Source organism: Pseudomonas sp. SGAir0191 (genome assembly GCF_002812565.2).
In the GTDB taxonomy this organism is placed as follows: domain Bacteria; phylum Pseudomonadota; class Gammaproteobacteria; order Pseudomonadales; family Pseudomonadaceae; genus Aquipseudomonas; species Aquipseudomonas parafulva_B.
The window spans coordinates 2,484,499-2,510,872 of the sequence record NZ_CP025035.2 but is presented as its reverse complement, the minus strand read 5'-3'; the positions used below and the strand labels follow the sequence as shown (position 1 = coordinate 2,510,872).

Here is a 26,374-nt window from a genome sequence, read left to right as displayed (position 1 = left end):
GCTTCCTGAAGGGCTTGCAGTAGAGCTTTGAAGGATACCGGGCCTGGCGCGCGGAGGAAACCTTGTTGCCTGCTCGGGCACGCAATGGCTTGTTTCGACGTGCAAAAAAAAGGCGCGCCCCCTGAGGAGCGCGCCTTCGAGATCATGCAGTTTCAGTGATCAGGCCACTTTGACGATCCAGCCTGCCGGAGCCTCGATGTCGCCGCTCTGAATGCCGGTCAATTCGTTGTAGAGCTTCTGGGTAACGGGGCCGACCTTCTCCAGGTCATGGAAAACATGCAGCTTGCCGTTGTACTCGATGCCGCCGATGGGAGTGATCACCGCCGCAGTGCCGCAGGCACCTGCCTCGACGAAGCGATCCAGCTGGCTGATTTCCACATCCCCTTCGATAACGGTCAGGCCCAGGCGAGACTGCGCCAGCTCCATCAGGGACAGGCGGGTAATACCCGGCAGCACCGAAGCCGACTTGGGCGTTACGAACTCGTTATTGGCCGTGATGCCGAAGAAGTTGGCCGAACCTACTTCCTCGATCTTGGAATGGGTCAACGGGTCCAGATAGATGGCATCGGCGAAGTTGGCCTTTTTCGCCTCATAGCCTGGTTGCAGGCTGGCGGCATAGTTACCACCCACCTTGGCAGCGCCGGTACCTTGCGGAGCCGCGCGGTCGAAGCTGGAGATCTGGAAGTTGTGAGGCTTCATGCCGCCTTTGAAGTACGAGCCTACCGGGATGGCGAAGACGGAAAAGATGAACTCCGGCGCGGTGCGAACGCCAATGTTGTCACCCGTGCCGATGACGAATGGGCGCAGGTACAGGGCGCCTTTGCCGTGTGGCGGCACGAAGCGCTCGTTGGCCTTGACGACCTGCTTGCAGGCTTCGATGAACACGTCGGTGGGCACGTGGGGCATGAGCAGGCGCGCACAGCTGCGTTGCATGCGGGCGGCATTCTGGTCAGGGCGGAACAGGTTGATCGAGCCATCCTTGCAACGGTAGGCCTTCAGGCCTTCGAAGCACTGCTGGCCGTAATGCAGGGCCGTGGAGCCTTCGCTGATATGCAGCACGTTGTCTTCGGTCAGGGTGCCTTCATCCCACGCGCCATCGCGCCAGACAGACAGATAGCGTTTATCGGTCTTGATGTAGTCGAAGCCGAGCTTGTCCCAGTTAATGCTTTCGTTGCTCATGACACCCTCGTTGTCTTGCAAGTGCCCACGTTCGGGCTGCTGTTATATGCGCACACGCCACCTTAATACATCTTCGCCGGATCGGAAATGTCCTATCACCACTTGATGCTCGGCCCTTCAAGGCGTAAGGCGCAGTCGAGCCTCAGCGCATCGAGCAGCATCTGGTCATGGGAAGCAATCATCAGCGCACCGGTGAACTGCTCCAGCATCTTTTGCAGGGCCTTGAGCGATGGCAGGTCGAGGTGGTTGCCAGGTTCGTCCAGTAGCAGCAGCTCCACCGGGCGCCTGCGGTACAGGATCGCCGCCAGGGCCGCCTTCATGCGCTCGCCTCCACTGAGTAGGCTGCTGGGCAGCGCGACACGTGCAGCGTCCAGCCCCAGCTGAGCCAGCAGCATGCGTACATGACTCTGATCCAGTGCCAGGTTGGCCTGTTGTACGTGTTCCAGCGCGCTCATGTCGGGCGACAACACGCTGCAGTGCTGGTCGAGCAACGCCGTTTCGTCTGTGACCTTGAGGTGGCCTGCAGGCGCTGGCAACTGGCCGGCGATCATTTTCAGCAGTGTGCTCTTGCCGCTGCCATTGACGCCCGTCAGGGCACAACGTTGGCCCTGGCGCAGGCTGAGGTCGATGGGTACTTGTGTGCCATGCGCCAGGCGCAAGGCTTGCAGCAGTACCACCTGCCGCTGGACATTGGGCTCAAGCGTTGGCGTGTGCACGGTAATTTCGCAGGCTCTTTCGACCGCTTGCGCAGCGTCCCGCACCCTGTCGATCAGCTGTTGCCCGGCCGCCCGATGCCGTCGGCGCTGCTTGCCAAGCGTCGCCTGGCCGCCTTGCTGCTGGTGATCGACCAGGATCTTGGCTTGGTTCACGCCCTTGGCCTTGCGCCCCGCCCGGGCCTGGGCTTTGTCCAGTGCCTGGCGTTGCTGTAGCTGGGCTCTGGCTTGCTGCCGCTGGGAGCGCTTGAGGTGCGCCAACTGCTGCACAGCTTGCGTGGTCTCGCAGCGCTTTCGTGCCTGATAGTGGCTGAAGTTGCCGCCATAGGCTTTCAGGCCCAGGCTTGACAGTTCGAGGATACAGTCCATGTGCTCGAGTAGAGAACGGTCATGGCTTATCACGAGCAAGCCGCGGTTCCAGGTTTGCATCATCGCCAGCCACTGCGTGCGGCCGTGGTCGTCCAGATGGTTGGTAGGTTCATCGAGTATGAGAAAGTCGGCCTCGCTCAACCAGGCGCCAATCAGCGCCACGCCCATGGCCTGCCCGCCGCTCAGGGTATGGACAGGGCGTTGCAGGTCCAGGTGGCCCAGGCCATGGCGATGCAGGTGGGCGCGCAGGCGCTCGGGCGCATCCCAGCGCTCGCCGACGGTGTCGAAGTCAGCCGCCTCCACGCTGCCGAGTGCGATCCGTTCGAGCGCTGCGATCAAGGGCCCCATCTGGGCCAGATCGGCCACGGTCTTGCTGGTGTCGATCACCTGTTGATCGACAAGATGGACACGGCCCAAGCGCTGGCACGTGCCGCTGCTGGGTGAACGCCGGCCAGCAAGCAGTTGGCCAAGCAAGCTCTTGCCCACGCCGTTGCGACCTACCAGGCCGGTCCGGGTAGTGTCGAAGGTCTGGGTGAGATCAGTGAACAGTGGCCTGCCATCTGGCAAGACCAGGGTGACGCTGTCCAGCGTCAGGATAGACGTAGTCGTCATGTGCAACTCCACAAATGCCGCGACATTCCCGGTGGCGACCGGAAAGTGAAGACTGGCCGTCTAGCAGACGGCGGCATCAATGGCGCATTGGACGAATACCTCATGAAGGGGAAGTGGGAAGGGTAGAGGAGGATGGTCAGCGCGTAAAGCGGGCAGGCGATGAAGAGAAAGGGTAACTGCCTTGCACCTTATTCGTGGGTGGCGAGGGCGAGGGCGGGACGAAGGTCGCCGTCTGGCAGCAGTGCGGCTCCCCACAGCCTCGACAACGGTTGACCACCCGACAGCCACTGCGTAGCCTTGGTCGTTCGAGGTTCTCCGGCCAGGCCGGAGCTAAGACGGGAACGCGGTTCAAGCCGCGGCTGCCCCCGCAACTGTAGGCACCATCGATGGGTCGACACTGCCACTGCGCCAAGCGCGGGAAGGCGTCTTCCTCCAAGCCCGGTCCTGATGACCGTGCCTGGCGCAGGTGCAAGCCAGGAGACCTGCCTCGCAACGTTTTCGACTTTAAACCGGGCGGGGTGATCCGGTGGCGAACATGCCTGGCCTGTCTGGTCGGCGGCGCTCGTCCTGCATGCCCGCGCCATTCTGCCAAGGGCACTGCAACATGAAAACACTGGCCAAGCTCCCCGTTACCATCGTCACCGGCTTCCTGGGCTCGGGCAAGACTACCCTGTTGCGCCACATGCTCGACAACGCACAGGGTCGGCGCATCGCCGTGATCGTCAACGAATTCGGCGAGCTGGGCATTGATGGCGACATCCTCAAGCAGTGCAGCATCGGCTGCACCGAGGAAGAGGCCAATGGCCGTGTGTACGAACTGGCCAACGGTTGCCTGTGCTGCACCGTCCAGGAAGAGTTCTTCCCGGTGATGCGCGAACTGGTGGCGCGCCGCGGCGACCTGGACCATATCCTGATCGAAACCAGCGGCCTGGCGTTGCCCAAGCCGCTGGTACAAGCCTTCCAATGGCCTGAGATCCGTACCGCCTGCACGGTCGATGCGGTGATCACCGTGGTCGACAGCCCCGCCGTTGCCGCAGGCACTTTCGCCGCCTATCCGGACCAGGTCGACGCCCAGCGCAAGCTGGACCCGAACCTGGACCACGAGTCCCCCCTGCACGAGCTGTTCGCTGACCAACTGGCCAGCGCCGACCTGGTCGTGTTGAACAAAGCCGACCTGATTGATGCCGATGGCCTGGCCAAGGTGCGTGCCGAGGTCGCCGAAGAGCTGCCAGCGGCTGTCAAAGTCATCGAAGCCAGCAGTGGCAAGTTGCCGCTGGAGGTGTTGCTGGGCCTGGGCGCCGAGTCCGAGCAGCACATCGACGCCCGCCCGACCCACCACGATGCCCATCACGACGGCGATGACCATGACGACCATGACCATGATGCCTTCGATTCCATCTCCATCGACCTCCCCGAATCCGATGAGCGGGTGCTGATCGAGGCGCTCAACCAACTGGTGGTCGAGTACGGCATCCTGCGCGTCAAAGGCTTCGCCGCCATCGCCGGCAAGCCGATGCGCTTGCTCATCCAGGGGGTAGGTACGCGCTTTGACAAGCACTTCGACCGCGCCTGGCGCGCCGAAGAGCCGCGCGTCACGCGCCTGGTGCTGATCGGTCAGGACCTTGACCCCGCCCACCTCGAAGCGCGTCTGCGCCACGCTCTGGGCGCCTGACCCATGCACCTGCTGCGGACCCAGCCCGGCGGCTTCGTGCCGGACGACAGCATTGCCGACCTCGGTCAGACGCCTGCCGAACTGGTCATCCTCTGCAGCGGGGATTCGCACCTGGCCTTGCTCGCCGACAGCGTCGAGCAGTTGCCCGGCGACTATCCCAGCCTGCGCCTGGCCAACCCCATGCAGGTGCAGAACCACGCTTCGGTCGACCTTTATGTCGATCAGGTCTTGCAGCACGCCAAGGTCATCCTGGTGTCGCTGCACGGCGGCGTGGGGTACTGGCGCTACGGTGTGGAACAGTTGGTTACGCTCGCCGAGCGCGGCGTGCACGTGATCCTGGTGCCCGGCGACGACCGTCCCGACCCGGAACTGACCGGGCTTGGGTCCGTGCAGGGCGCGCAAGCCGAGCAGTTGTGGCGCTACCTGCGCCAGGGTGGCAAGGCCAACGCACTCAACCTGTTCTACTACCTTGCCAGTCAGTGGCTGGACCGTGACTATCCCTGGGCCGAGCCGCGGGCGTTGCCTCGCACGACGGTTTACCACCCTCAGGTGGGCAGTGGGACGCTGGAGGGCTGGTACCCGCACTGGCATGCCGATCATCCGGTGGCGCCGATACTGTTCTATCGCTCGCACCTGCAAGCAGCGAACACGGCTTTCATCGATGTGTTCTGCCAGCGCCTGCAGGCAGCAGGTTTGAACCCGTTGCCGATTGCGGTGGCCAGCCTGAAGGAAAGCGCCTGCCTGGAACAGGTCGAAGCATGGCTCGACATGGTCGGCGCCGAGGTTGTGCTCAACACCACGGGTTTCGCCCTGTCCAGCCCGGAGCGTCCTAACCTGCGCCCGCTAAGACGAGACATACCCGTGTTGCAGGCCATTTGCGCGCAGGACAACCAACCGGGTTGGGAGGCCAGCGAGCAGGGCCTCGACGCACGTGACCTGGCCATGCACATCGTGCTACCCGAACTGGACGGCCGCATCATCACCCGGCCGGTCAGCTTCAAGGACATGGCCTGGCACAGCGAACGCAGCCAATCGGATGTGGTGTGCTACCGCGCCCACCCCGAGCGCATGGATTTTGTGGCCGAGCTGGCACGGCGCTGGGTGACCCTGGCGCGCCAGCCCAATGCGCACAAGCGCGTGGCGTTGATCCTGGCCAACTACCCCACGCGCGATGGGCGCATCGGCAATGGCGTGGGCCTGGACACGCCGGCTGCGGCGCTCAATATCTTGCGTGCGCTGCGCACTGAAGGCTACCCGGTCAGCGAGCTGCCCGAAAGCGGTACCCAGCTGATCCATCAATTGCTGGGCGGTGTGACCAACGACCTCGACCAGATCGACCAGCGGCCCTGTGCCCAGAGCATGAGCCTGGTCGAGTACCAGGCGGCATTCGACCGCCTGCCGGACGCCAACCGCCAGGCGGTACTGGAGCGCTGGGGGCCACCGGAGCAGGACCCGATGTTCCGCCAGGGCCGTTTGATGGTGGCAGGGGTGCGCATGGGGATGACCTTCGTCGGCATCCAGCCTGCTCGCGGCTATCAGGTAGACCCCAGCGCCGTTTATCACGATCCGGACCTGGTGCCACCTCACGGCTACCTGGCGTTCTATTTCTGGCTAAGGCATGTGTATGCGGCCGACGCTGTCATTCATGTCGGCAAGCACGGCAACCTGGAATGGCTGCCAGGCAAGGGTGTAGGGCTGTCCGATACGTGCTGGCCGGATGCGCTGCTCGGGCCGCTGCCCAACATCTATCCGTTCATCGTCAACGACCCAGGTGAGGGCGCGCAGGCCAAGCGACGCACGCAAGCCGTGATCATCGATCACCTGATGCCGCCGCTGACCCGCGCCGAGACCTATGGCCCGCTGCGCCACCTGGAGCAATTGGCCGACGAATTCTACGAAGCACAACTGCTCGACCCGCGCCGCGCCCGTGAGTTGCAACGCGACATCCTCGAACTGGTCAGGACCCACCACATCGACCGGGAATTGCAACTCGAAGGGCAGCTTGACGATGCAACCGTCTGGTTGCCACGCCTTGACACCTACCTGTGCGACCTCAAGGAATCGCAGATCCGCGATGGCCTGCATGTATTCGGCCAGTCGCCCGAGGGTCGGTTGCGCCTGGACACGCTGCTGGCACTGCTGCGGGTGGAGCGTGGCGATGGGCGTGGCGGCAATGCAAGTGTGTTGCGAGCGCTGGCCAAGGCACTGGTCCCTGGCTTCGATCCGCTGGACTGTGACCTGGGGCAACCCTGGCAAGGCCCACGGCCCACGCTACTGCTGAACATCAGCGAACAGGCCTGGCGTACGGCTGGCGATACCCGCGAGCGCCTCGAACTGCTGGCGTTGCAGGTTATCGAGGGTGCGCTCGACGGCACGCTGCCAGCGCTGGAGGCGGAACTTGGTCAACCCGTCCAGGCCGTTGCCGATCACCTGCGTGATACCGTGGCGCCGAGCCTGGACGCCTGTGGCGCCGCCGAGATGAACGGGCTGCTTGCAGCGCTCGCTGGGCGCTTCGTGCCTGCCGGGCCTAGTGGTGCGCCCAGCCGTGGTCGGCTTGACGTACTGCCCACAGGCCGCAATTTCTACACCGTCGACGTGCGCAACTTGCCGACCACCACAGCGTGGCGGCTAGGCTTCGCGTCGGCCAACCTGATACTCGAGCGTCATTTGCAAGACCATGGCGACCACTTGCGCCAGCTCGGGCTGTCGGTGTGGGGGACCGCGACCATGCGCACCGGTGGTGACGACATTGCCCAGGCCATGGCGCTGATGGGCGTGCGCCCGGTGTGGGCCACCGGCAGTCAGCGGGTCGACGATTTCGAGATACTGCCCTTGAGCCTGCTGGACCGCCCGCGGGTGGACGTCACGCTGCGGGTGTCGGGTTTCTTCCGGGACGCCTTTGGCAGCCTTATCCGCCTGTTCGATGCTGCCGTTCAGGCCGTGGCCGGTCTTGATGAACCCGATGATCTGAACCCGTTGGCTGCGCGCGTGCGCAGCGAGCGTACGACCTTGCAGCAGCAGGGTGTGGACGCTGAGCAGGCGGCTCGCCAGGCCGGTTGGCGTGTCTTTGGCGCCAAGCCAGGTGCCTACGGGGCTGGCGTTCAGAATGCGATCGATGGGCGCCTGTGGCAAACCCGTGAAGACCTGGCCGAGGTCTACCTGAACCATGGCAGCTATGCCTATGGCGGGCAGGACGAGGGCACGCCGGCCAGGGCACAATTCGTCGAGCGCCTGAGCAAGGTGCAGGCGGTGCTGCAAAATCAGGACAATCACGAACATGACGTGCTCGACTCCAACGACTACTACCAGTTCCAGGGCGGCATGCTGGCAGCCACCGAAACGCTGGCCGGGTCGTCCGTGGCCAGTTACCACGGCGACCACAGCCAGGTGGACCGACCGCGCATCCGCACGTTAAAGGAAGAACTCAACCGCGTGATCCGCGCGCGTGCGCTGAACCCCAAGTGGATCGACGGCGTCAAACGCCACGGCTACAAAGGGGCGTTCGAGATGGCGGCGACGGTCGACAACCTGTTCGCCTTCGACGCCACGACGCACCTGATCGACGATCATCATTACCAGTCGCTGGCCGATGCCTATGTGCTGGACCCGGCGACTCGAGACTTCATGCGCGAGCACAACCCGCAGGCGCTGCGCGACCTCACCGAACGGCTGATCGAGGCGCAGCAACGCGGCCTCTGGCAGTCCCCCGGCGAGTACCGCGATGCCCTGGAGGAACAGCTGCTCGATGGCGAGGAACAGGCTTGAAATGAACGACGCTGCACAATTTCCCCTGGCAGCCGTGGTGGGGGCCGACGACTTGAAGTTAGCGCTGTGCCTGACGGCCATCGACCCCAGGATCGGCGGGGTGCTCATCGAAGGCCCGCGTGGCATGGCCAAGAGCACCCTGGCCCGCGGCTTGGCTGACCTGCTGGGCGATGGGCCTTTCGTGACCTTGCCGCTGGGCGCCAGTGAAGAGCGCCTGGTGGGCACACTCGACCTGGATGCGGCGCTCGGGCAAGGCAAGGCGCAGTTCTCCCCCGGTGTGCTGGCCCAGGCCGATGGTGGCGTGCTTTATGTGGATGAAGTCAACCTGCTGCCGGACACCTTGGTTGACTTGCTGCTCGATGTCGCCGCCAGTGGCACCAACCGTATCGAACGCGACGGCATCTCCCATCGTCACGATGCCCGCTTCGTCTTGATCGGCACCATGAACCCCGAAGAGGGCGAGTTGCGTCCCCAACTGCTCGACCGCTTCGGTCTGAATGTGGCGCTCGACGGTCTACCCGCGCCTGATGCACGGCAACAGATCATCCGGCGTCGGCTGGCCTTCGACCATGACCCCCTGGCGTTCCGCGCCGAGTGGGCATCGGCCCAGGAGGGCTTGCGCAAGCGCTGTCATGCAGCGCGCCAGGCGCTGGACGACATCGCGCTGGATGACCGGGCCTTGGCCAGTATCACCGAGCGCTGTTACGCCGCCGGAGTGGATGGGCTGCGGGCAGACCTGGTGTGGTTGCGCGCCGCCCGCGCTCACTGCGCATGGCGCGGGGCGGCGGCCATCGAGGCGTCTGACATCGACGCGGTGGAAGATTTCGCCTTGCGCCATCGCAGGCAGTCGCCTGCCCAGGCTACACCGCCCGCAGCCCCCGAACAGCCCCAGGCACAGACCGGCAGCAGCTCGGCCGAGAAAGGCGGGCAGGGGGACTGGGGGGCTTTGGCCCCACAGCCTGTGGCAAGCGGGCCAAGGCGTGAGGTGCCAAGCTGGGCAAAAAAGCCCTGAGCATCCGTCAGCCGGCCAAGACGACGGGTGCGCAAGCAGGCAAGGGTGCGCGCGCAGGTGCAAGCCGCGGTCGGGCCCAGGCTGCCAGTGCTGGCCAGGTCGCCTGGCTGCCGAGCCTGTTGAAGGGCCGGCCCCGGCACCGCGACGACTTGTGCTGGCACACCCGCAGAGGTGCACCGGCTCAGTTATGGCTAATCATCGTCGACGCCTCCGCTTCGACGCGTCGCCATCAGGCGCTCGCGCACACCAAAGGGCTGTTGGCGACATTATTCGACCATGCCTACCGCCAGCGCGCACGGCTGGCTTTGTTGACGGCAAGTGGCAGTGCACCGCAATGGCAGCGCCATGGGCTCAAGGCTTCGGCCGCGCTGCAACCTTGGTTGCAGGCGCTGGGGGCGGGAGGGGGCACGCCGTTGCTGCCGGCGCTGGAGCAAGCCAGGCAGTGGCTGGGCAATCGGCGCAAGGCCTATCCGAACGAGGAAGTACGCTGCCTGGTGTTCACTGACGGTCGTCTGCAGCAATGGGACCCTGTCGAGCCCTTGCCGTGCCCCACCTTGCTGGTGGACATGGAGCTGGCCCCCGTCCGGCTGGGCCGTGCTCGCCGGCTGGCGCAGCAACTGGCAGCAGACTATCAACACCTGCTTAGTTTCGAAGCGATGAAGTAATAACGGCGGGGTGCGGCAACAAGTCGCACGTTAGCAGAATGAAATACGCAGGGCCGCAAGTACATGTGCGTGGCAGAGCACGCACATGTCAACGCTGTTCATTTACTTGGGCATCGACCAAGGCTGAAGGTGGTAGCCTTTTTCACAAAGTTCTGCGCGTACTTCCTCGATCAGGTTAAGCCACTGAGCTTTGTCGGAATAAGTTTGCGAGTTTACCTGTTTGCTGCCGATGCGGGCGCTGGTACGGTCGATGACCGCCAGGCTCAGGTCGCCAGTGCCATTAGGGGCGTCCCAGGCCACGCAGTGGAAGGGTTCGAAGGCGTGGTCGGCGATCAGCAGTGCTTCGTTGACACGGAGCGGGGCATTCATGGTTCGGTCTCTCTGTGGTCCCAAACATTCAAGTGATGTCCGCGTTGCTTCAAGGTCGCCTCATGTATCGCGAAATGCAGCGCGGGGTTATGTGTACTGATGCTCGACAGTCGGCATTGAGTCACATGGGGGCAGCAAAATAATCAACGATTATTCATTTTTGTTTCAACGCGCCCCATGTGAGGACGTTAATCATCGAAAATTCCCCGGCGAAATTAGGAAAAGCAGTTTTGGCAGACAGACGGTCATAGGCACCGTCAACTTAATTGCTACTGTTATTCGGGCGCCACAACTTACTGTTTTATCTCAAGAAACCAATACCTGGCGCCAAGGATCGGTCATGCAACAAACCGCAGTGCAACGCCGCCTGCTCATCGTCGATCCTTGTGACGATTGCCACCGCCTGACGCCAGGCTTGGTTCAGGCCGGGTGGGATGTCGACAGCTGCGCCTTGGCGCAGGCGCTTGAGCATCGTTGCGATGTAGGGGTACTGCGCCTGGATGAAGCGCACCTCAAGCACCCGGACGTGGTCAAGGACATGATCAAGCGCAGCAACACCGAGTGGATCGCGGTGCTGAGTGCTGAGCAACTGCGCTCCCCGGCCTTCGGCGATTTCGTCTGTGAATGGTTCTTTGATTTCCATACGTTACCCTTCGACGAATCGCGGGTGCAGGTCACACTGGGCCGGGCCTTTGGCATGGCGCGGCTGCGTGGCAAGGGCACGGTCAAGGCATTCGACACCCAGGACGAACTGCTGGGTGAGAGCCGGCCCATTCGAGAATTACGCAAGTTACTGGGTAAGCTGGCACCGACCGAGTCGCCTGTGCTGATACGCGGTGAAAGCGGCACGGGGAAGGAACTGGTGGCGCGTACGCTGCACCGTCAGTCCCAGCGCAGCGGGCAGCCTTTCGTGGCGATCAACTGCGGGGCCATTCCCGAGCACCTGATTCAGTCCGAACTGTTCGGGCACGAAAAGGGCGCGTTCACAGGCGCCCACCAACGCAAGATCGGTCGGATCGAAGCCGCTAACGGCGGCACGCTGTTTCTCGATGAAATCGGCGACCTGCCACTGGAACTGCAGGCCAATCTGCTGCGCTTTCTTCAGGAAAAGCATATCGAGCGAGTGGGAGGCAGCCAGCCAGTACCGGTGGATGTACGGGTGTTGGCCGCCACCCACGTCGATTTGGAAAAGGCCATTGAGCAGGGCCGCTTCCGGGAAGACTTATACTACCGCCTGAACGTCCTGCAGGTGGTAACCGCCCCGTTACGCGACCGCCATGGCGATCTGTCGATGCTGGCCAATCACTTTGCCCATTTCTACAGCCTGGAAACCGGCAGGCGGCCACGTTCTTTCAGTGAGCATGCGCTGACGGCCATGGGCCAGCACGATTGGCCAGGTAACGTGCGTGAACTGGCCAACCGGGTGCGGCGTGGGCTGGTGCTTGCCGAAGGGCGCCAGATCGAGGCCAAGGACCTGGGTTTGCAGCCGTTTGCGCAACAGCCGCCGCTGGGCACACTGGAAGAGTACAAGCACAAGGCCGAGCGCCAGGCGCTGTGCGATGTGCTGGACCGTCACAGCGACAACCTCAGCGTTGCAGCCAAGGTGCTGGGCATCTCGCGGCCGACTTTCTACCGTTTGTTGCACAAGCACCAGATACGCTGAAACCGCAGGTGTCGCGCGACGCGCCTCAGTGAGGCGCGCGGACGATGGTCTTGAGCAGGTCTTCCGGGCTGATGTGGCCTACGACCTGGGCCACGGCGCTGCCAGGGGTGGGCAGGTCGATGATGTGGTTCTTCATCTTGCCGATCACGTGCATCTCGCAGGGTTTGCAGTCGAACTTCAGGGTCAGTACTTCATCCCCTTGGACCAGCTGCATCGGCGCCACCTTGGTACGCACCCCGGTCACCCCTTTGGCCTGCTTGGGGCACAGGTTGAAGGAGAAGCGCAGGCAGTGCTTGGTGATCATCACCGGCACTTCACCGTGTTCCTCGTGGGCTTCATAGGCCGCGTCGATCAACTGCACACCATGACGGTGGTAGAAATCCCGGGCTTTCTGATTGTAGACGTTGGCCAGGAACGACAGGTGCGACTCGGGATACACCGGCGGTGGCGAGGTTTCCGGCTTGCGCCGGCCATGGGGGTGCGCCTGTATGCGTTGCTCGGTCAGCGTCTCGATGGCCTGCCGGCGCAGGGCCTTGAGCTGCGAATTGGGAATGAAGAACGCCTGCGGGGCATCCAGTTCGATGCTGTCGGCGTGGTAGAGCGTGGTGCCGAGCTGGCCAAGCAGGTCGTGCAGTTGGTCCAGCGCCTGCTCGGGCTTGTTCGCCGGGCCGAATGGGCCATCCAGGGCGACCTGCACCTGCACGCCTTCCTCGCTGGTCACGTTCAGGGTCAAGCGCTCCTGGCGCAGCACCGCCTGCCAGCGTACACCGATGCGGCGTTCGGCCGACGTACGCTGCAGGGCCTGCTGCCAATTGTGGTCCAGGTTGCGCGAAAGCGGATGGTTTGGCCTTAGCTTGTGCAGCCCGGCAGGCATCTCGTTCGGTTCCACCCGGTAGCGGAAGCGCTTTTGGCCGTCTTCTTCGAATTCGCCGCGTGCCTCGGCAATGTTGGCCCTGAAACCCACCACTTCGCGCTTGACCAGCACATTGAGGCCATCCCCGTTGGTCAACGGCACGTCGGTGACGACATGCAGGTCGCGCTTGCCCACTTTCTCCACCACACCCACTGGCAGGCCGGTGAAGGTAGGGGAGTCGAAAGCACCGATATCGACCTTGCGGTCAGTCACGAAGTAATCGGTGCTGCCGCGGTGGAACGTCTTGTCCGGGTCCGGTACGAAGAAGTGTGCGGTACGACCGCTGGAGGCGCGGGCCAAGGCAGGACGGTCTTCCAGGATGGCGTCGAGCTCCTTGCGGTAATGGGCCGTGATGTTCTTCACGTAGCCCATGTCCTTGTAGCGCCCCTCGATCTTGAACGAGCGCACACCGGCATCGACCAGGTCGCGCAGATTGGCGGTCTGGTTGTTGTCCTTCATCGACAGCAGGTGCTTTTCGAACGCCACCACCCGGCCTTGGTCGTCCTTGAGCGTGTAGGGCAGACGACACGCCTGGGAGCAGTCGCCCCGGTTGGCGCTGCGACCGGTCTGGGCGTGGGAGATGTTGCATTGCCCGGAGAACGCCACGCACAACGCGCCATGGATGAAGAACTCGATGGCGGCGTCGGTTTCGGCTGCGATGGCCCGGATTTGCTGCAGGTTCAGCTCGCGTGCAAGTACCAGCTGAGAAAAGCCAGCCTGGTCGAGAAACTTGGCCCGCTCCAGGGTACGAATGTCGGTCTGGGTACTGGCATGCAGCTCGATGGGCGGAATGTCGAGCTCCATGACCCCCAGGTCCTGCACGATCAGCGCATCGACGCCAGCGTCGTACAGCTGGTGAATCAGCGCGCGCGCCGGCTCCAGCTCGTTGTCGTGCAAGATGGTATTGATGGTGGTGAATACGCGCGCATGGTAGCGATGGGCGAACTCGACCAGCGCGGCGATATCGCCCACCTCGTTGCAGGCATTGTGGCGTGCGCCAAAGCTAGGGCCGCCGATATAGATGGCATCGGCGCCATGCAGGATAGCCTCGCGGGCAATGGCCACGTCGCGGGCAGGGCTGAGCAGTTCCAGGTGATGCTTGGGAAGGGACATGTCGTTATGGTTTCGGCTGTCACGGTATAGCCGGGCATTGTACCGACGATTGTGCTGGGCGACACCCTCAGGCTGCGCTGGCCGGATGGCCGGGGTGGCTGCGCAGCCTATCGCAGCCGGTCCCACGCCCAGGCCGCACGCCCAAGGTTCTGGCCTTGAAAACAGCGGGCGCAGGTCTGGATCATGCCAGTCAGGGCCCACAACGGCCTGCGGTCCTGTTCAGTCAGCCTTTGGCCGCCATTGCCGTCACTTCCACGCGCATGCCCTCGAACGCGAGCGCCGCCACGCCTACGGCGGCGCGCACTGGCCAGGGTTTGGCGAAGAAACGCTGGTACACCTGGTTGAAGGCGGCGCGGTCGGCCATGTCGGTCAGGTAGATGGTCAGGTGCAGCACCCGGTCCATACCGCTGCCGGCTTTCTCCAGAGCATCCTTCAAGGCCTGCAGCGTGCATTCGCTTTGCTCGACGATATCGCCCAACGCCAGGCTACCGTCAGGGTGCACCGGGACCTGAGTGGTTACCAGCATCCCGTTGTATTCGGCGACATCGGAGGAAATGGATTCTGGGTCGCTGTCTGGGGTGTAGACGATATCAGCATGTGCCATGAGGTCTGCCTTGCGCGTTAGAAAAGCCCCAAGCCTACGCGAGCGGCCTGCGCCGGTCGAGAGGCCGGTTTTTTGCAAAGCGCGGCATTCACGGTCAGAATCGCCGCCATTGCAGAGAGGCTTACCGTGAACGAACACACCTTGTCCATGCGCCTGGAGCGTGTGGCCACCCATGTGCCCCAGGGCGCGCGTCTGGCTGATATCGGTTCTGATCATGGCTACTTGCCCGTAGCGTTGATGCTTCGCGAGCGCATCGAGTACGCAGTGGCCGGGGAGGTGGCCAGCCCCCCTTATGCGGCCGCTCAGCGTAACGTGCGCAAGCAGGGGCTCGAGTCGCGCATTGCCGTGCGCCTGGCCGATGGTTTGGCGGCCATCGTCCCTGAGGACCGCATCACGGCCGTGAGCCTGTGCGGCATGGGCGGCGAGACCCTGTGCGAGATTCTCGAAGCGGGCAGAGCTCGTTTGGCGGGTGTCGAGCGCCTGGTACTGCAACCCAATGGCGCCGAACCGCAGGTGCGACAGTGGCTGATGAGCAACGGCTACCGTATCGTCGCTGAAGAGGTGCTGCGCGAGCACCGCTTCGACTACGAAATCATCGTGGCAGAACCCGGTCATGCGGCCTACAGTCCTCAGCAGTTGTATTTCGGCCCCTTGTTGATGCGGGACCATGGCCAGGCATTTCACGTGAAGTGGCAGCGCATGCTCGGGCAAAAAAAGCAGACCCTTGCCAATTTCGCCCAGGCCCGCGTCGCAGTGCCACCTGCCAAGGTCGCCGACTTCGAACAACAGGTGGACTGGATCACCCGCCTGCTGGCCGAACGCCCCCACCTCGAGGACTAGCTTTCATGGACATGTTGCAGGCCATGCGTACCTTCGTCCGGGTGGTGGAGTGCGGCAGCTTCGCCGCGGCGGCCAACGCGCTGGACATCTCCGCCGCGCAGGTCTCGCGCATCGTGGCGGAGCTGGAGAATCAGCTGCAAACCCGATTGCTGCACCGCACCACCCGACGCTTGCGCATGAGCGAGGCGGGGGAGCGTTTTCTCGAGCGCGCACGGCAGATACTGCTATTGACCGACGAGGCAGTGGGGGAGGCACGTGGTGCTCACCTCACGCCCCGTGGCCGGCTGCGTGTGCATTGTCCCCATGGGCTTGGGTTGTTGTTGATGCCATTGGTGGCAGGCTACAACGCGCTTTGTCCCGAAGTGGTCATCGAGCTCACGCTTTCCCAGCGCAACCCCGACCCGCTTGCTGAAGGGCATGATGTGGTCATCACCGTCGACCAGGCATTGCCGGACTCACAGCTGATTGCCGTCCCCTTGGGCGCGATTTTCAGCATTGCCTGTGCCGCGCCCGGTTATCTGCATGAAAAAGGCGTACCTGCACGGCCCGACGACCTGCACCAGCATCGCTGCCTGCGCATGGCCTACCCGCTGTACGAGGGTGACTGGGTGTTCCCGCAGGCAGGTGGCGATTGCGTCATCGCACCCCAGGACAGCTTCATGACCAACGTGGCGGACGCCATGCTGGTCGCCAGCGAGTTGGGCATGGGTATCGGCCTGTTGCCGTTCTACACCGCCAGCCTGGCCATGGAGCAAGGGCGCCTGTGCCGGGTGCTGGCGGACTACCGGCTGCGGGAAAATGCCTTGTATGCGATTTACCCCTCACGGCATTACCTGGACGCCAAGGTCCGAACCTGGATCGACTACCTCAAGGAGCGGCTGCCGCCGATTTTCGCCGCCCACGCCAGGGTGGTCGAAGACCCCCGTTATTGCCGCTGACGGCAGCGGGGCACAAGCCCCGCCGCCCGTCCAAGCCTGGCCAGGAAGGCCGGGCCTTACAGCGCGTAGTGTTTAAGCTCACGTGCGATCAACATCCGCTGGATTTCGCTCGACCCTTCATAGATCTGGGTGATGCGCGCATCGCGGTAATGCCGCTCGACCGGATAATCCTCAAGGTAGCCGTAGCCCCCATGGACCTGTATGGCCATCGAGCACACCCGCTCGGCCATTTCCGAGGCAAACAGCTTGGCCTGTGACGCTTCGGACAGGCAAGGCCTGCCGGCGCTGCGCAGGCGCGCGGCGTGCAGGATGAGCAAGCGCGCCGCATTGATCTGCACCTGCATGTCGGCCAGCAGGTTGGCGATGCTTTGATGTTCGTGGATTGGCTTGCCGAACTGAATACGTTCCCGGGCGTAGCCCAGCGCTGCTTCGAAGGCAGCCCTGGCGATGCCCAGTGCCTGGGCCGCAATGCCGATTCGCCCGCCTTCGAGATTGGACAAGGCGATCGCCAGGCCTTTGCCGCGCTCGCCCAGCAGGTTGGCAGCCGGAATGCGGCATTGCTCGAGCGTCACCGCGCAGGTATCGGAGGCGCGAATACCCATTTTGTGTTCGGTGCGATCGACCTTGAAGCCGGGGTTGTCGGTAGGTACGAGAAACGCCGACAGCCCTTTCTTGCCAAGCTCCGGATCGGTCACGGCGAACACGACGGCCAGCCCGGCGCGACGGGCATTGCTGACGAACTGCTTGCTGCCGTTGATCACCCATTGCCCGTCGACCAGTTCGGCGCGCGTGCGCAGGTTATGGGCTTCGGATCCCGCCTGGGGCTCGGTCAGGCAGAAGCAGCCAATCACCTCGCCACTGGCCAGCCGCGGCAACCAGTGCTGCTGCTGTTCAGGGGTACCGTAGGCCAGCAACGGGCCGCACCCTACCGAGTTGTGGATGCTCATCAAGGCCCCGGTGGAGCCACACCCGACTGAAATCTCTTCGACCGCCAGCGCATAGGTCACGTAGTCGGTATAGCTGCCGCCGAAGTCCTCGGGGACTACCATGCCCAGCAAGCCAAGTTCACCCATGCTGCGCACGACGGCGTCATCGATCCAGCCAGCCTTTTCCCACGCCTGGGCGTGGGGCGCGATCTCGCCGCGGGCGAAGTCGCGGGCCATGTCGCGGATCATGATCTGCTCTTCGCTCAGTTCCACGTCTTGCATCTGCTGCTCCCAGGCTCAAAGGCCTTCGAAGAATTGGTCGATCCGCTGGCGCTCCAGGCCCTGCAAGGTAGGGGGATTCCACCGCGGTTGCTTGTCCTTGTCGATGATCAAGGCGCGTACGCCCTCGATGATGTCGCCGTGCTGGAACCACTGGCGATCCAGGTGCAACTCCATCGCGAAGCAGTCTTCCAGGCTTAACTGTCGACCGCGGCGCAACATCTGTAAGGTCACGGCCATGGCCAGGGGGGATCGGGTTTCCAACAGATCAGCAGTGGCCACGGCCCAGGCATGGCTATCGCCGATGCTGACGGCGCGCAACTGCTCGACAATGGCTGAGATATCGGGCAAGGCGAAGAAATGATCGATCGCTGGACGGAGCGTGGCCAGTGGCGGGCCTTCCAGCGCCTGGGTGCCCAGGCGCGCCAACAGGTTCTGCAAGTCCTTGAGCGGATTGTCACTCCGGGATAACTGGTCCAGCTCCCGATCAAGGGCCTCGATCTTGTCGCTCGTCACATACCAGTTGGCCAGGCCGCAATACAGGGCATCGGCCGCCTGGACTTGTGTACCGGTTACGCCGAGGTAGGTCCCCAGCTCGCCCGGCAGGCGTGACAGGAAGTAGCTGCCCCCTACATCGGGGAAATAGCCGATGCCTACCTCTGGCATGCCCAGGCGGCTGCGCTCGGTGACCACGCGCAGGTCACAGCCCTGGGCCAGGCCCATGCCACCGCCGAGGGTGAAGCCGTCCATGAGCACCAGAATAGGCTTGCGGTAGCGGTGTATCAGCAAGTCCAGGGCATATTCTTCGGCGAAGAAAGCCTCGTGCAGGTTGTCGCCGGCCTTGTAGCTGTCATGCAGCGAGCGGATGTCGCCACCGGCGCAGAAGCCCTTCGGGCCTTCGCCGCGCAGCACGATGGCGCGTACGTTCGGATCGTTGGCCCAGGCGTCCAGGTGCTTGCGCAAGCTGCGCACCATGTTCAGGGTCAGGGCGTTCAACCCGGCGGGGCGGTTGAGGCGCAGGTGGCCAATCTGGTTGCGAACCTCGCTCAGGATGTGTTCGGTAACCGGCGTCTGAATAAGCGCTGTCATTGCGGTCTCCCTGCTTGTTATTGATTTTCCATGTGAAATCTGGAGTTCGCTGGAGGATCGCTGGATCCTGGCATGCGAATTTGCCTCGTACAATCGACAATTGTGCAGGGGCATCGTGCATTTTTGCGCCGGTGCCCGTAGTGCTGTGAGTCAGCGTCGGTTGGAACCAGCCTTGAGGGTTCATAGCCGTTCACTGTAGCTGCGAATCAGGCGCCAAGGGTGAGTTATCGGCGCCACGCTATGGCTATTACAAGTGTTACAAGCGGGGCTTTTGGCTTGAAAGCACCGTGGGAGAGGGTTAGTCTTCGCGGGCTGCTGTCAATCCAGCAGCCGGGTTTGGTCACCCGCAATCATCAAGGCGCATCAGCGCCGCTCAGCGATTCAGTCGGCGTTTTTTTGTGCCCGGCTGTCTCGTGTCATGGCGGCTGTGCGTGGGGCGCCTCCGTGCGCGCCGGTTTCCTTGATTCCCGGTTGACCAACCCGCGTACAGTCGCCACCCATTCGTTTGGTCACGTTGCGTGGCGGCTCCTGATGAATCAAGGAGAACACAATGACAAAAGGGTTACCTGATCCTCCTGCCAGTCTCACAACCGCGCCCACCTCATTCTCTACCTGTGAAAGTAGCCATCCGCCTTTGTTTTCGGTACGTCCGGGCGTCGATCTTGAAGATGCGCTCGTGCACCTGTCCACGCTGTTGCGTGGCGCCTATGCCGCCAATCTGAAGGCCATGGAGTTGGCCAGGGGGACCTGCTTCGACCTGTTGCTGGGTAATGACCATGGGCTGGAGTCGGCCACCGCGGTGGTAGAGGCTTTGTTGAATGGGTTGGAGGCTCAGCGGCGGATACCTGACCGCTAGTTGACGACGGCGGGGTGCCTCTAGCGAGTGGCGGAGTCAATTGCCTCGCTCCGCCCTTGGTAGTTAGCGAACTCCCAGGGTGAAAGCGGTCATGGTCGATATAAGGAGCAGCCTGGCGCCACCGCAGAGGTTGCCAGCCTTGCATGGGCTTACTTGACCAAACCCGCAAGAGGACAATGCAACACCAACTTCGCCCCGCCTAACCGACTTTCACCAATCTCCAACCCAAACCCATGCAAGTCCACGATCGCCGCCACGATGGACAAACCCAGGCCGAAACCCGCATGCCGATGCCCCTCGTCACTGCGATAGAACCGCTTGAGCACCGCCGTACGCTCCTGTTCCGCAATGCCAGGTCCTGTGTCCTCCACAGCCAGGTGCACGCCAGTGTCATCTTGGGAAGCTGTGATCTGCACCTGCCCACCTTCGGGCGTAAACTTGATGGCGTTGCCCACCAGGTTGGCCAGTGCCTCGAACAACAATTCGCGGTCGCCATGCAGCGGCGCCAGTTGCCCTGGTTGGTGCAAGGTCAACTGGATGCCACCATCCTCCGCCAGTGGCAGGTAGAAATCGTGCAGTTCCACCAACAGGTCATGTGGGTCCAGCTGCGTGAACCCTGCGCGGCGCTGGCGATCTTCCAGCTCGCTGATCCGCAACAGCCCGCGAAAGCGTGCCATCAGCGTATCGGTTTCACCAATGGCTTGATCCAGCGCCTCGGCCTGGGCGGTATCGGCATTACTTTGCTGGCGTATGCGGTACAGCTGCGCGCGCAGCCGCGTGAGCGGCGTGCGCAGGTCGTGGGCGATGTTGTCGCACACACCTTTTACCTCATGCATCAGGCGCTCGATGCGGTCGAGCATGGCGTTTACGATGTCTGCCAGCATGTCCAACTCATCGCGCCGTGCCGACAGCGGCAAGCGATGGGTAAGGTCGCCCGCCACGATCAGCTCGGCCTGAGCCTGTACCGCGCGGATGCGCTTGAGTGGCCGGCGCCTGAGCAGGTACCAACCTGCAAACCCCGGGATCAGCGTCAACGAAATGCCCCATAGCAAGGCGTCGAGGATGATACGCGTGACAACGAACAACGAGCCGTTGTCCCGGAACAACACCAACCAACGGCCATCCTGCACCTTGATCGCCACCGCATCGCAGCTATGGCGCGGCATGTTCGGGTCGTCTGCATTCAGGCAGCGCTTGAGCTCGTGGATCTTGCCGTCCAGCGCCAGCCCAGGGGGAAGGGCACGTACGCTGCCGCCCAGCGGGTTGAGTTGCGCGTCGAACAGGCCATAGGCATCGAAGCTGCGTTCTTCGAAGGCTTGGCTCGCGATCAGGGCGTCGTCCAGTTGCTTGCCGCTCATGTGCGCGAACAGGTGTTGGCGCTGCAGCATCGAATGACGGGTGAGTTTGTTCAGGTAGCTGGAAACCTCGAAGTACAGCACCCCCATGAGGATGCTGCTCCAGGCCACGAACAGGAAGCTGTAGAGCGCCAGCAGCCGGCTCGTGGAAGAACTCCAGCCCTTAGACGGGTTCAGCAATGGCATAACCGGAGCCCCGTACGGTACGGATCAGCGGCGACTGGCCAGGCAGGTCGATCTTCTTGCGCAGGCGGCCGATGTGCACGTCAATGAGGTTGGTGCCTGGATCGAAGTGATACCCCCAGACCTCCTCGAAGATCATCATCCGGGTAATCACTTGACCGCTGTGCCGCATCAGGTATTCCAGCAGTTTGTACTCGGTGGGGAGCAAATTGAGCGTGTGCTCGCCGCGTCGGGCTTCATGGGTGATGAGGTCCAGCTCCAGGTCGGCCACCTGCAGGCGAGTCTGCGTCATGGGCACACTGTTACGGCGTAGCAAGACTTCGACGCGCGCTGCCATCTCGTCCGAGGCGAAGGGTTTGGTCAGGTAGTCGTCGCCGCCTGCACGCAGGCCTCGGACCCGTTCATCCACGTCTGACAGCGCACTGATCATCAGGATCGGCGTGGCGATCTTGAGATTGCGTAAAGTAGTAACAATGGTCAGCCCGTCCACCTCCGGCAGCATGCGATCAAGGGTAATCAGGTCATAGCCGCCGGCGATAGCCTTGGCCAGGCCCTCGCGACCATTGTCGGCCCAGTCAACGTCCAAGCCATGGCTGTTGAGTTCAGCGACGATTTCCTGACCGGTGACGGCGTCGTCTTCGATGGTGAGTACGCGAGGCATGCGGGATCCCGAACATCCAGATGAAAGCCTGATTGTGCCAAAGAACGACCAGCAAGCGATTTAAGAATAATTCATCTGGCGCCTGTTGCATGGCCTTGCTTGTTTATCGGCTTGCGCAGCACATGGGCAAGCAAGTGCGACTCGGCTGTGAGAGGATAGGCCGCATCACAGCCAGGACCCGAACACAGCCTGATGAAGACACCCAAGAGAATCGAACCCCTGATCGAAGATGGCCTGGTCGACGAGGTACTGAGGCCGTTGATGAGTGGCAAGGAGGCCGCCGTGTACGTGGTGCGCTGTGGCAACCAGGTGCGCTGCGCCAAAGTGTACAAGGAAGCCAACAAGCGCAGTTTCCGTCAGGCGGCCGAGTATCAGGAAGGGCGCAAGGTGCGTAACAGCCGTCAGGCCCGGGCCATGGCCAAGGGCAGCAAGTACGGGCGCAAGGAAGCCGAGGATGCCTGGCAGAACGCCGAGGTGGCCGCGTTGTTCCGGCTGGCTGGGGCAGGCGTCAGGGTACCCAAGCCCTACGACTTCCAGGATGGCGTGCTGCTCATGGAGCTGGTAACCGATGCCGATGGCAATGCTGCGCCCCGGCTGAACGATGTTCACCTCGAGGCGGACCAGGCGCGGGATTATCACGGGTTCGTGATCAGCCAGATCGTACTGATGCTCTGCTCAGGGCTCGTCCATGGCGACCTCTCGGAGTTCAACGTACTCCTGGGTCCGGACGGGCCGGTGATCATCGACTTGCCCCAGGCAGTGGACGCTGCGGCCAACAACCATGCGTTCAGCATGCTGCAGCGCGATGTGTCGAACATGGCGCATTATTTTGGACGCTTTGCCCCTGAGCTGAAAGCCACCCGTTACGCGCAGGAAATGTGGGCCCTCTACGAAGCCGGCGAATTGCGCCCCGACAGCCCACTCACAGGGTTGTTCGCTGAAGATGAGCAGGCAGCGGACGTGGCCGGCGTCATGCGCGAGATCGACGCCGCCCGGCTGGACGATGCCCGCCGCCGCGAAGCGCGAGCCGAGGCCGAGCAAGGGCAACCGCAGGCTGAAGAGCCGACCCCGCCCTGGCTGCGCTGACACAGCCAACCTACCGGTGCGCCCACCCCATACATCAGGCCGCGCCGGCCAGGTTTCGGCCTGCGCGACGGTCATTGCCTTTGACGCAAGACAATATCTCGTCATTTGGCCTTTCCAGTGTCGCGGCTCGGGCTTAAGGTATACGCCGTTCATCTTTCTGGAGCTGTCATGTCCACTCTTTTTCCGTCCGTCCGTCCCCGCCGTCTGCGCAAGAGCCAAGCGCTGCGCAGCGTCTTTCAGGAGACCGAGTTCCGCCTCGATGATCTGATCCTGCCGATCTTCGTGGAGGAGGGTATCGATGACTTCGTGCCGATCAAGAGCATGCCTGGCGTCAATCGCATTCCCGAGAAGCTGTTGGCGCAGGAAATCGAGCGGTACGCCCGTGCCGGCATCCGTTCGGTGATGACTTTTGGGGTCTCCCACCACCTGGACGCCGTGGGCAGCGACACCTGGAATGAAAACGGCCTGGTCGCGCGCATGTCGCGGATCTGCAAGGATGCAGTGCCGGAAATGGTCGTGATGTCCGACACCTGCTTCTGCGAATACACCAGCCACGGCCACTGCGGCGTGCTGCATGACCACGGCGTGGACAACGACGCCACCTTGGCCAACCTCGGCAAGCAGGCCGTGATCGCCGCAGCGGCAGGTGCGGATTTCATCGCGCCTTCGGCGGCCATGGACGGGCAGGTTCAGGCGATACGCAGCGCGTTGGACGGCGCGGGCTTCCATGACACGGCGATCATGGCCTATTCCACCAAGTTCGCCTCTTCGTTGTATGGGCCTTTCCGCGAAGCGGGCGGTACGGCGCTCAAGGGCGACCGCAAGAGCTACCAGATGAACCCCATGAACCGCCGCGAGGCGGTGCGCGAATCACTGCTCGATGAGCAGGAAGGCGCCGACGTGCTCATGGTCAAGCCGGCCGGTGCCTATCTGGACGTGATTGCCGACATTCGTAACGCCTCTCGCCTGCCATTGGCGGCCTACCAGGTCAGCGGCGAGTACGCCATGATCAAGTTCGGTGGACTGGCTGGCGCCATCGATGAGGGCCGCGTCATGCGCGAGAGCATCGGGGCGATCAAGCGTGCGGGCGCCGACTTGATCCTGACCTACTTCGCCATGGACCTGGCGCTGGAAGGTATTTGAAAACGCGGTCGCTGGGGCTGCGCAGCCGCCCCAGCAACCCAGCGCCTCAAGGCTCGCATCCCACCTTGTGCCTGCTTTCACAAAAAAACGCTAAGCGCTGAATTATTTAGTGTCCCTTTGTATCTGATCCCTTAGAGCAGTCACCGTCAGGGATAAATAAATGAAATCTCGCAAGAAAAGGGTTCAGCCGATTGGCCTGAAGGACATCACCATCGTCGACGACGCCAAGATGCGCAAGGCCATTACCGCCGCTGCGCTGGGCAACGCGATGGAGTGGTTCGACTTCGGCGTCTATGGCTTCGTCGCCTATGCCCTGGGCAAAGTGTTCTTCCCCAATGCCGACCCCAGCGTTCAAATGATTGCCGCGCTGGCCACCTTCTCCGTGCCGTTCCTGATCCGACCACTGGGTGGGTTGTTCTTCGGCGCGCTCGGCGACCGCTTCGGGCGACAGAAGATTCTCGCCGCCACCATCGTCATCATGTCCTTGAGCACATTCGCCATTGGCCTGATACCGTCCTATGACAGTATCGGCATATGGGCACCGATCCTGCTGTTGCTGGCCAAGATGGCCCAGGGCTTCTCGGTAGGCGGTGAGTACACCGGCGCGTCGATCTTCGTGGCCGAGTATGCACCTGATCGCAAGCGTGGTTTCCTGGGCAGCTGGTTGGACTTTGGCTCGATCGCCGGCTTCGTCCTGGGCGCCGGCGTGGTGGTGATGATCTCCACCGTGATGGGTGAAGAGAAATTCCTTGAATGGGGCTGGCGCCTGCCGTTCTTCCTGGCTTTGCCGCTGGGTATGATTGGCCTGTACTTGCGTCACGCGCTGGAGGAGACCCCAGCCTTCCAGCAGCATGTCGACAAACTGGAGCAAGGCGACCGTGAAGGCCTGGCTTCCGGGCCGAAGGTGTCGTTCAAGGAAGTGGCGACCAAGCACTGGCGTAGCCTGATCACCTGCATCGGCGTGGTGATCGCGACCAACGTCACGTACTACATGCTGCTCACCTACATGCCCAGCTACCTGTCCCACAACCTGCATTACAGCGAAGATCATGGTGTACTGATCATCATCGCGATCATGGTGGGCATGCTGTTCGTGCAGCCGATAATCGGTCTTCTGAGCGACAAGTTCGGCCGTCGACCCTTCATCATCCTGGGCAGCGTCGGCCTTTTTGCGGCGGCAATTCCTGCCTTCATGCTGATCAACAGCGGTGTGCTGGGCTTCATCTTCGCCGGCTTGCTGCTGATGGCCGTGCTGCTGAACTTCTTCATTGGCGTGATGGCATCGACCCTGCCAGCGATGTTCCCAACGCATATCCGCTACAGCGCCTTGGCCAGTGCCTTCAACATTTCGGTGCTGATTGCAGGCCTTACCCCGACTCTGGCCGCCTGGCTGGTGGAAAGCTCCGGCAACCTGTACATGCCCGCCTACTACCTGATGGTGATTGCCGTGATTGGTTTCATCACTGGGGTGACCATGAAAGAAACGGCCAACAAGCCGTTGCGTGGCGCGGCGCCAGCAGCGTCTGACATCGACGAGGCTCGCGAGCTGCTTCAGGAGCACCACGACAATATCGAGCAGAAGATCGAAGACATCGATACCCAGATCGCTGAACTGGAAGCCAAGCGCAAGCTGCTGGTACAGCAGCATCCACGTATCGATTGATCAGCGGGGCATGTAGCCTCGCTGCCAGGCACGAGGGATGAACAGCGACACCAGGGTCAGCAGGCAGGTCAGCACGCAACTGCCGACCATAGCCTGCAGCCCTAGGTGTTTCTGCAACCAAGCGCCACATGCTGCTCCCAGCAGCATGCCCAGCCAAGGCACCAGTTGCACCCGCCAGCCAGGGCGGCGAGCGCCCAGCATCCAGTGGCCCAGGCCACGGCCAAATCGCGAAAGGGCACCGGTAACATAGGTCAGGCCAATCGGCAGACCGTTGACCTGCTCAACCACGGCATTGATCATCCCCATCGCCAGTGTGGCGGCCAACAAGGGTATTGAGGTGTCCGGCGCTGGCACCATCCCCGCAAACCCAAGCAGCACCGCTACCACCAGCAGTACGGGCCAGGCACGGCGCCGGCACTTGTGCGCCAGCACCACACCCAAGGTATTGCCAGCCACGAAGCCCAGCAGCGCGCCTGCCAGGCGCAGGATCATCGGGCCATCGACTTCGTTGATGGCGACGGCAAGGCGCGTGGTGTTGCCGCTCATGAACGAGACGAAATCGCCCAAGGCCAACAAACCGATGGCATCGGTCATCCCTGCCAGTACCGACAGGCCGGCCACCAGACCCAGCCCTACGCGGCCTCGTAACCGGTGCACACGATGGCGCCTGGAAGTAGGTGTGGCTGCGGCGGCAGGTAGCATGTGC

The 26,374-nt window shown here is 62.7% G+C and carries 21 protein-coding genes and 1 riboswitch; of the genes, 11 read left to right on the top strand and 10 right to left on the bottom strand.

From position 1 onward, the window contains the following. Positions 1-159: 159 nt before the first annotated feature. Both CWR53_RS11230 and CWR53_RS11225 read right to left on the bottom strand, forming a co-directional pair. Positions 160-1,179, bottom strand: a complete 1,020-nt coding sequence (locus CWR53_RS11230; protein ID WP_058605432.1) for a branched-chain amino acid aminotransferase — start codon at positions 1,177-1,179, stop codon at positions 160-162. A 95-nt stretch (positions 1,180-1,274) separates the two neighbouring features. Beyond that, positions 1,275-2,873: an ATP-binding cassette domain-containing protein gene (locus CWR53_RS11225; protein WP_100851538.1), complete on the bottom strand. Its 1,599-nt coding sequence runs from the start codon at positions 2,871-2,873 to the stop codon at positions 1,275-1,277. 291 nt (positions 2,874-3,164) lie between these two features. Further along, a riboswitch (cobalamin riboswitch) is annotated at positions 3,165-3,378 on the top strand. A 99-nt stretch (positions 3,379-3,477) separates the two neighbouring features. Here CWR53_RS11225 and cobW point away from each other — a divergent pair. The 4 genes from cobW to CWR53_RS11205 all read left to right on the top strand — a co-directional run bounded on the left by cobW (position 3,478) and on the right by CWR53_RS11205 (position 9,987). Then, entirely contained in the window at positions 3,478-4,545 is a 1,068-nt protein-coding gene (gene cobW, locus CWR53_RS11220; protein WP_100851537.1) for a cobalamin biosynthesis protein CobW, read from the top strand. A 3-nt stretch (positions 4,546-4,548) separates the two neighbouring features. Beyond that, positions 4,549-8,310 carry a cobaltochelatase subunit CobN gene (gene cobN, locus CWR53_RS11215; protein ID WP_100851536.1) on the top strand — a complete coding sequence of 1,254 codons (3,762 nt, stop codon included), beginning with the start codon at positions 4,549-4,551 and terminating at the stop codon, positions 8,308-8,310. A 1-nt stretch (position 8,311) separates the two neighbouring features. After that, positions 8,312-9,322, top strand: a complete 1,011-nt coding sequence (locus tag CWR53_RS11210; protein WP_100851535.1) for an ATP-binding protein — start codon at positions 8,312-8,314, stop codon at positions 9,320-9,322. Between the two features lie 107 nt (positions 9,323-9,429). Continuing rightward, on the top strand, positions 9,430-9,987 hold the full coding sequence (locus CWR53_RS11205) for a VWA domain-containing protein (RefSeq protein ID WP_058638294.1): 558 nt from the start codon (positions 9,430-9,432) through the stop codon (positions 9,985-9,987). Positions 9,988-10,089: 102 nt separating this feature from the next. On the opposite strand, the gene CWR53_RS11200 is transcribed toward CWR53_RS11205, so the two are convergent. Next, entirely contained in the window at positions 10,090-10,356 is a 267-nt protein-coding gene (locus CWR53_RS11200) for a hypothetical protein (protein WP_058605438.1), read from the bottom strand. 340 nt (positions 10,357-10,696) lie between these two features. On the opposite strand from CWR53_RS11200, the gene CWR53_RS11195 reads away from it, so the two are divergent. After that, positions 10,697-12,019, top strand: coding sequence for a sigma-54 dependent transcriptional regulator (locus CWR53_RS11195; protein ID WP_100851534.1), 1,323 nt, complete (start codon positions 10,697-10,699; stop codon positions 12,017-12,019). 25 nt (positions 12,020-12,044) lie between these two features. On the opposite strand, the gene CWR53_RS11190 is transcribed toward CWR53_RS11195, so the two are convergent. Both CWR53_RS11190 and CWR53_RS11185 read right to left on the bottom strand, forming a co-directional pair. Beyond that, positions 12,045-14,045 carry a U32 family peptidase gene (locus CWR53_RS11190; RefSeq protein WP_100851533.1) on the bottom strand — a complete coding sequence of 667 codons (2,001 nt, stop codon included), beginning with the start codon at positions 14,043-14,045 and terminating at the stop codon, positions 12,045-12,047. 223 nt (positions 14,046-14,268) lie between these two features. Next, a complete protein-coding gene (locus CWR53_RS11185; RefSeq protein ID WP_058638290.1) occupies positions 14,269-14,649 on the bottom strand; it encodes a RidA family protein in 381 nt (126 codons plus the stop codon). Positions 14,650-14,775: 126 nt separating this feature from the next. Here CWR53_RS11185 and CWR53_RS11180 point away from each other — a divergent pair, with 126 nt between their 5' ends. Further along, on the top strand, positions 14,776-15,489 hold the full coding sequence (locus CWR53_RS11180; protein WP_100851532.1) for a class I SAM-dependent methyltransferase: 714 nt from the start codon (positions 14,776-14,778) through the stop codon (positions 15,487-15,489). A gap of 5 nt (positions 15,490-15,494) precedes the next feature. Then, a complete protein-coding gene (locus CWR53_RS11175; protein ID WP_058605443.1) occupies positions 15,495-16,427 on the top strand; it encodes a LysR family transcriptional regulator in 933 nt (310 codons plus the stop codon). 56 nt (positions 16,428-16,483) lie between these two features. Here the strand turns inward: CWR53_RS11175 and CWR53_RS11170 are convergent, their stop codons facing one another. Both CWR53_RS11170 and CWR53_RS11165 read right to left on the bottom strand, forming a co-directional pair. After that, positions 16,484-17,635: an acyl-CoA dehydrogenase family protein gene (locus tag CWR53_RS11170; protein ID WP_100851531.1), complete on the bottom strand. Its 1,152-nt coding sequence runs from the start codon at positions 17,633-17,635 to the stop codon at positions 16,484-16,486. Between the two features lie 15 nt (positions 17,636-17,650). After that, positions 17,651-18,721 (bottom strand): enoyl-CoA hydratase/isomerase family protein, encoded by a 1,071-nt coding sequence (locus tag CWR53_RS11165; protein WP_100851530.1) that lies wholly within the window; start codon positions 18,719-18,721, stop codon positions 17,651-17,653. 634 nt (positions 18,722-19,355) lie between these two features. On the opposite strand from CWR53_RS11165, the gene CWR53_RS11160 reads away from it, so the two are divergent. Beyond that, on the top strand, positions 19,356-19,577 hold the full coding sequence (locus CWR53_RS11160; protein WP_375335493.1) for a hypothetical protein: 222 nt from the start codon (positions 19,356-19,358) through the stop codon (positions 19,575-19,577). A 149-nt stretch (positions 19,578-19,726) separates the two neighbouring features. On the opposite strand, the gene CWR53_RS11155 is transcribed toward CWR53_RS11160, so the two are convergent. Further along, on the bottom strand, positions 19,727-21,118 hold the full coding sequence (locus tag CWR53_RS11155) for a HAMP domain-containing sensor histidine kinase (protein ID WP_100851528.1): 1,392 nt from the start codon (positions 21,116-21,118) through the stop codon (positions 19,727-19,729). Further along, a complete protein-coding gene (locus CWR53_RS11150) occupies positions 21,096-21,776 on the bottom strand; it encodes a response regulator transcription factor (protein WP_058605448.1) in 681 nt (226 codons plus the stop codon). Before CWR53_RS11150 ends, CWR53_RS11155 begins: the two co-directional genes overlap by 23 nt. A 192-nt stretch (positions 21,777-21,968) precedes the next feature. On the opposite strand from CWR53_RS11150, the gene CWR53_RS11145 reads away from it, so the two are divergent. From CWR53_RS11145 to proP, 3 genes are all read left to right on the top strand, one after another. Further along, positions 21,969-22,862 (top strand): PA4780 family RIO1-like protein kinase, encoded by an 894-nt coding sequence (locus CWR53_RS11145; protein ID WP_100851527.1) that lies wholly within the window; start codon positions 21,969-21,971, stop codon positions 22,860-22,862. A 168-nt stretch (positions 22,863-23,030) separates the two neighbouring features. Next, positions 23,031-24,005 (top strand): porphobilinogen synthase, encoded by a 975-nt coding sequence (hemB, locus tag CWR53_RS11140; RefSeq protein ID WP_027916474.1) that lies wholly within the window; start codon positions 23,031-23,033, stop codon positions 24,003-24,005. A gap of 160 nt (positions 24,006-24,165) precedes the next feature. After that, complete coding sequence (gene proP, locus CWR53_RS11135) at positions 24,166-25,668, top strand: glycine betaine/L-proline transporter ProP (RefSeq protein WP_058605451.1); 1,503 nt, start codon at positions 24,166-24,168, stop codon at positions 25,666-25,668. Here proP and CWR53_RS11130 read toward each other — a convergent pair whose 3' ends face one another. Beyond that, on the bottom strand, positions 25,669-26,370 hold the full coding sequence (locus CWR53_RS11130; protein WP_100851526.1) for a YoaK family protein: 702 nt from the start codon (positions 26,368-26,370) through the stop codon (positions 25,669-25,671). Between the last annotated feature and the right edge of the window lie 4 nt (positions 26,371-26,374).

Coding starts and splice junctions, on each gene's coding strand:
- CWR53_RS11175 (WP_058605443.1), top strand. CDS start 15,495: ATGGACATGTTGCAGGCCATGCGTACCTTCGTCCGGGTGGTGGAGTGC.
- CWR53_RS11150 (WP_058605448.1), bottom strand. CDS start 21,776: ATGCCTCGCGTACTCACCATCGAAGACGACGCCGTCACCGGTCAGGAA.
- CWR53_RS11210 (WP_100851535.1), top strand. CDS start 8,312: ATGAACGACGCTGCACAATTTCCCCTGGCAGCCGTGGTGGGGGCCGAC.
- CWR53_RS11155 (WP_100851528.1), bottom strand. CDS start 21,118: ATGCCATTGCTGAACCCGTCTAAGGGCTGGAGTTCTTCCACGAGCCGG.
- CWR53_RS11225 (WP_100851538.1), bottom strand. CDS start 2,873: ATGACGACTACGTCTATCCTGACGCTGGACAGCGTCACCCTGGTCTTG.
- CWR53_RS11165 (WP_100851530.1), bottom strand. CDS start 18,721: ATGACAGCGCTTATTCAGACGCCGGTTACCGAACACATCCTGAGCGAG.
- cobW (WP_100851537.1), top strand. CDS start 3,478: ATGAAAACACTGGCCAAGCTCCCCGTTACCATCGTCACCGGCTTCCTG.
- hemB (WP_027916474.1), top strand. CDS start 23,031: ATGTCCACTCTTTTTCCGTCCGTCCGTCCCCGCCGTCTGCGCAAGAGC.
- CWR53_RS11130 (WP_100851526.1), bottom strand. CDS start 26,370: ATGCTACCTGCCGCCGCAGCCACACCTACTTCCAGGCGCCATCGTGTG.
- CWR53_RS11145 (WP_100851527.1), top strand. CDS start 21,969: ATGAAGACACCCAAGAGAATCGAACCCCTGATCGAAGATGGCCTGGTC.
- cobN (WP_100851536.1), top strand. CDS start 4,549: ATGCACCTGCTGCGGACCCAGCCCGGCGGCTTCGTGCCGGACGACAGC.
- CWR53_RS11170 (WP_100851531.1), bottom strand. CDS start 17,635: ATGCAAGACGTGGAACTGAGCGAAGAGCAGATCATGATCCGCGACATG.
- CWR53_RS11230 (WP_058605432.1), bottom strand. CDS start 1,179: ATGAGCAACGAAAGCATTAACTGGGACAAGCTCGGCTTCGACTACATC.
- CWR53_RS11185 (WP_058638290.1), bottom strand. CDS start 14,649: ATGGCACATGCTGATATCGTCTACACCCCAGACAGCGACCCAGAATCC.
- CWR53_RS11195 (WP_100851534.1), top strand. CDS start 10,697: ATGCAACAAACCGCAGTGCAACGCCGCCTGCTCATCGTCGATCCTTGT.
- proP (WP_058605451.1), top strand. CDS start 24,166: ATGAAATCTCGCAAGAAAAGGGTTCAGCCGATTGGCCTGAAGGACATC.
- CWR53_RS11200 (WP_058605438.1), bottom strand. CDS start 10,356: ATGAATGCCCCGCTCCGTGTCAACGAAGCACTGCTGATCGCCGACCAC.
- CWR53_RS11190 (WP_100851533.1), bottom strand. CDS start 14,045: ATGTCCCTTCCCAAGCATCACCTGGAACTGCTCAGCCCTGCCCGCGAC.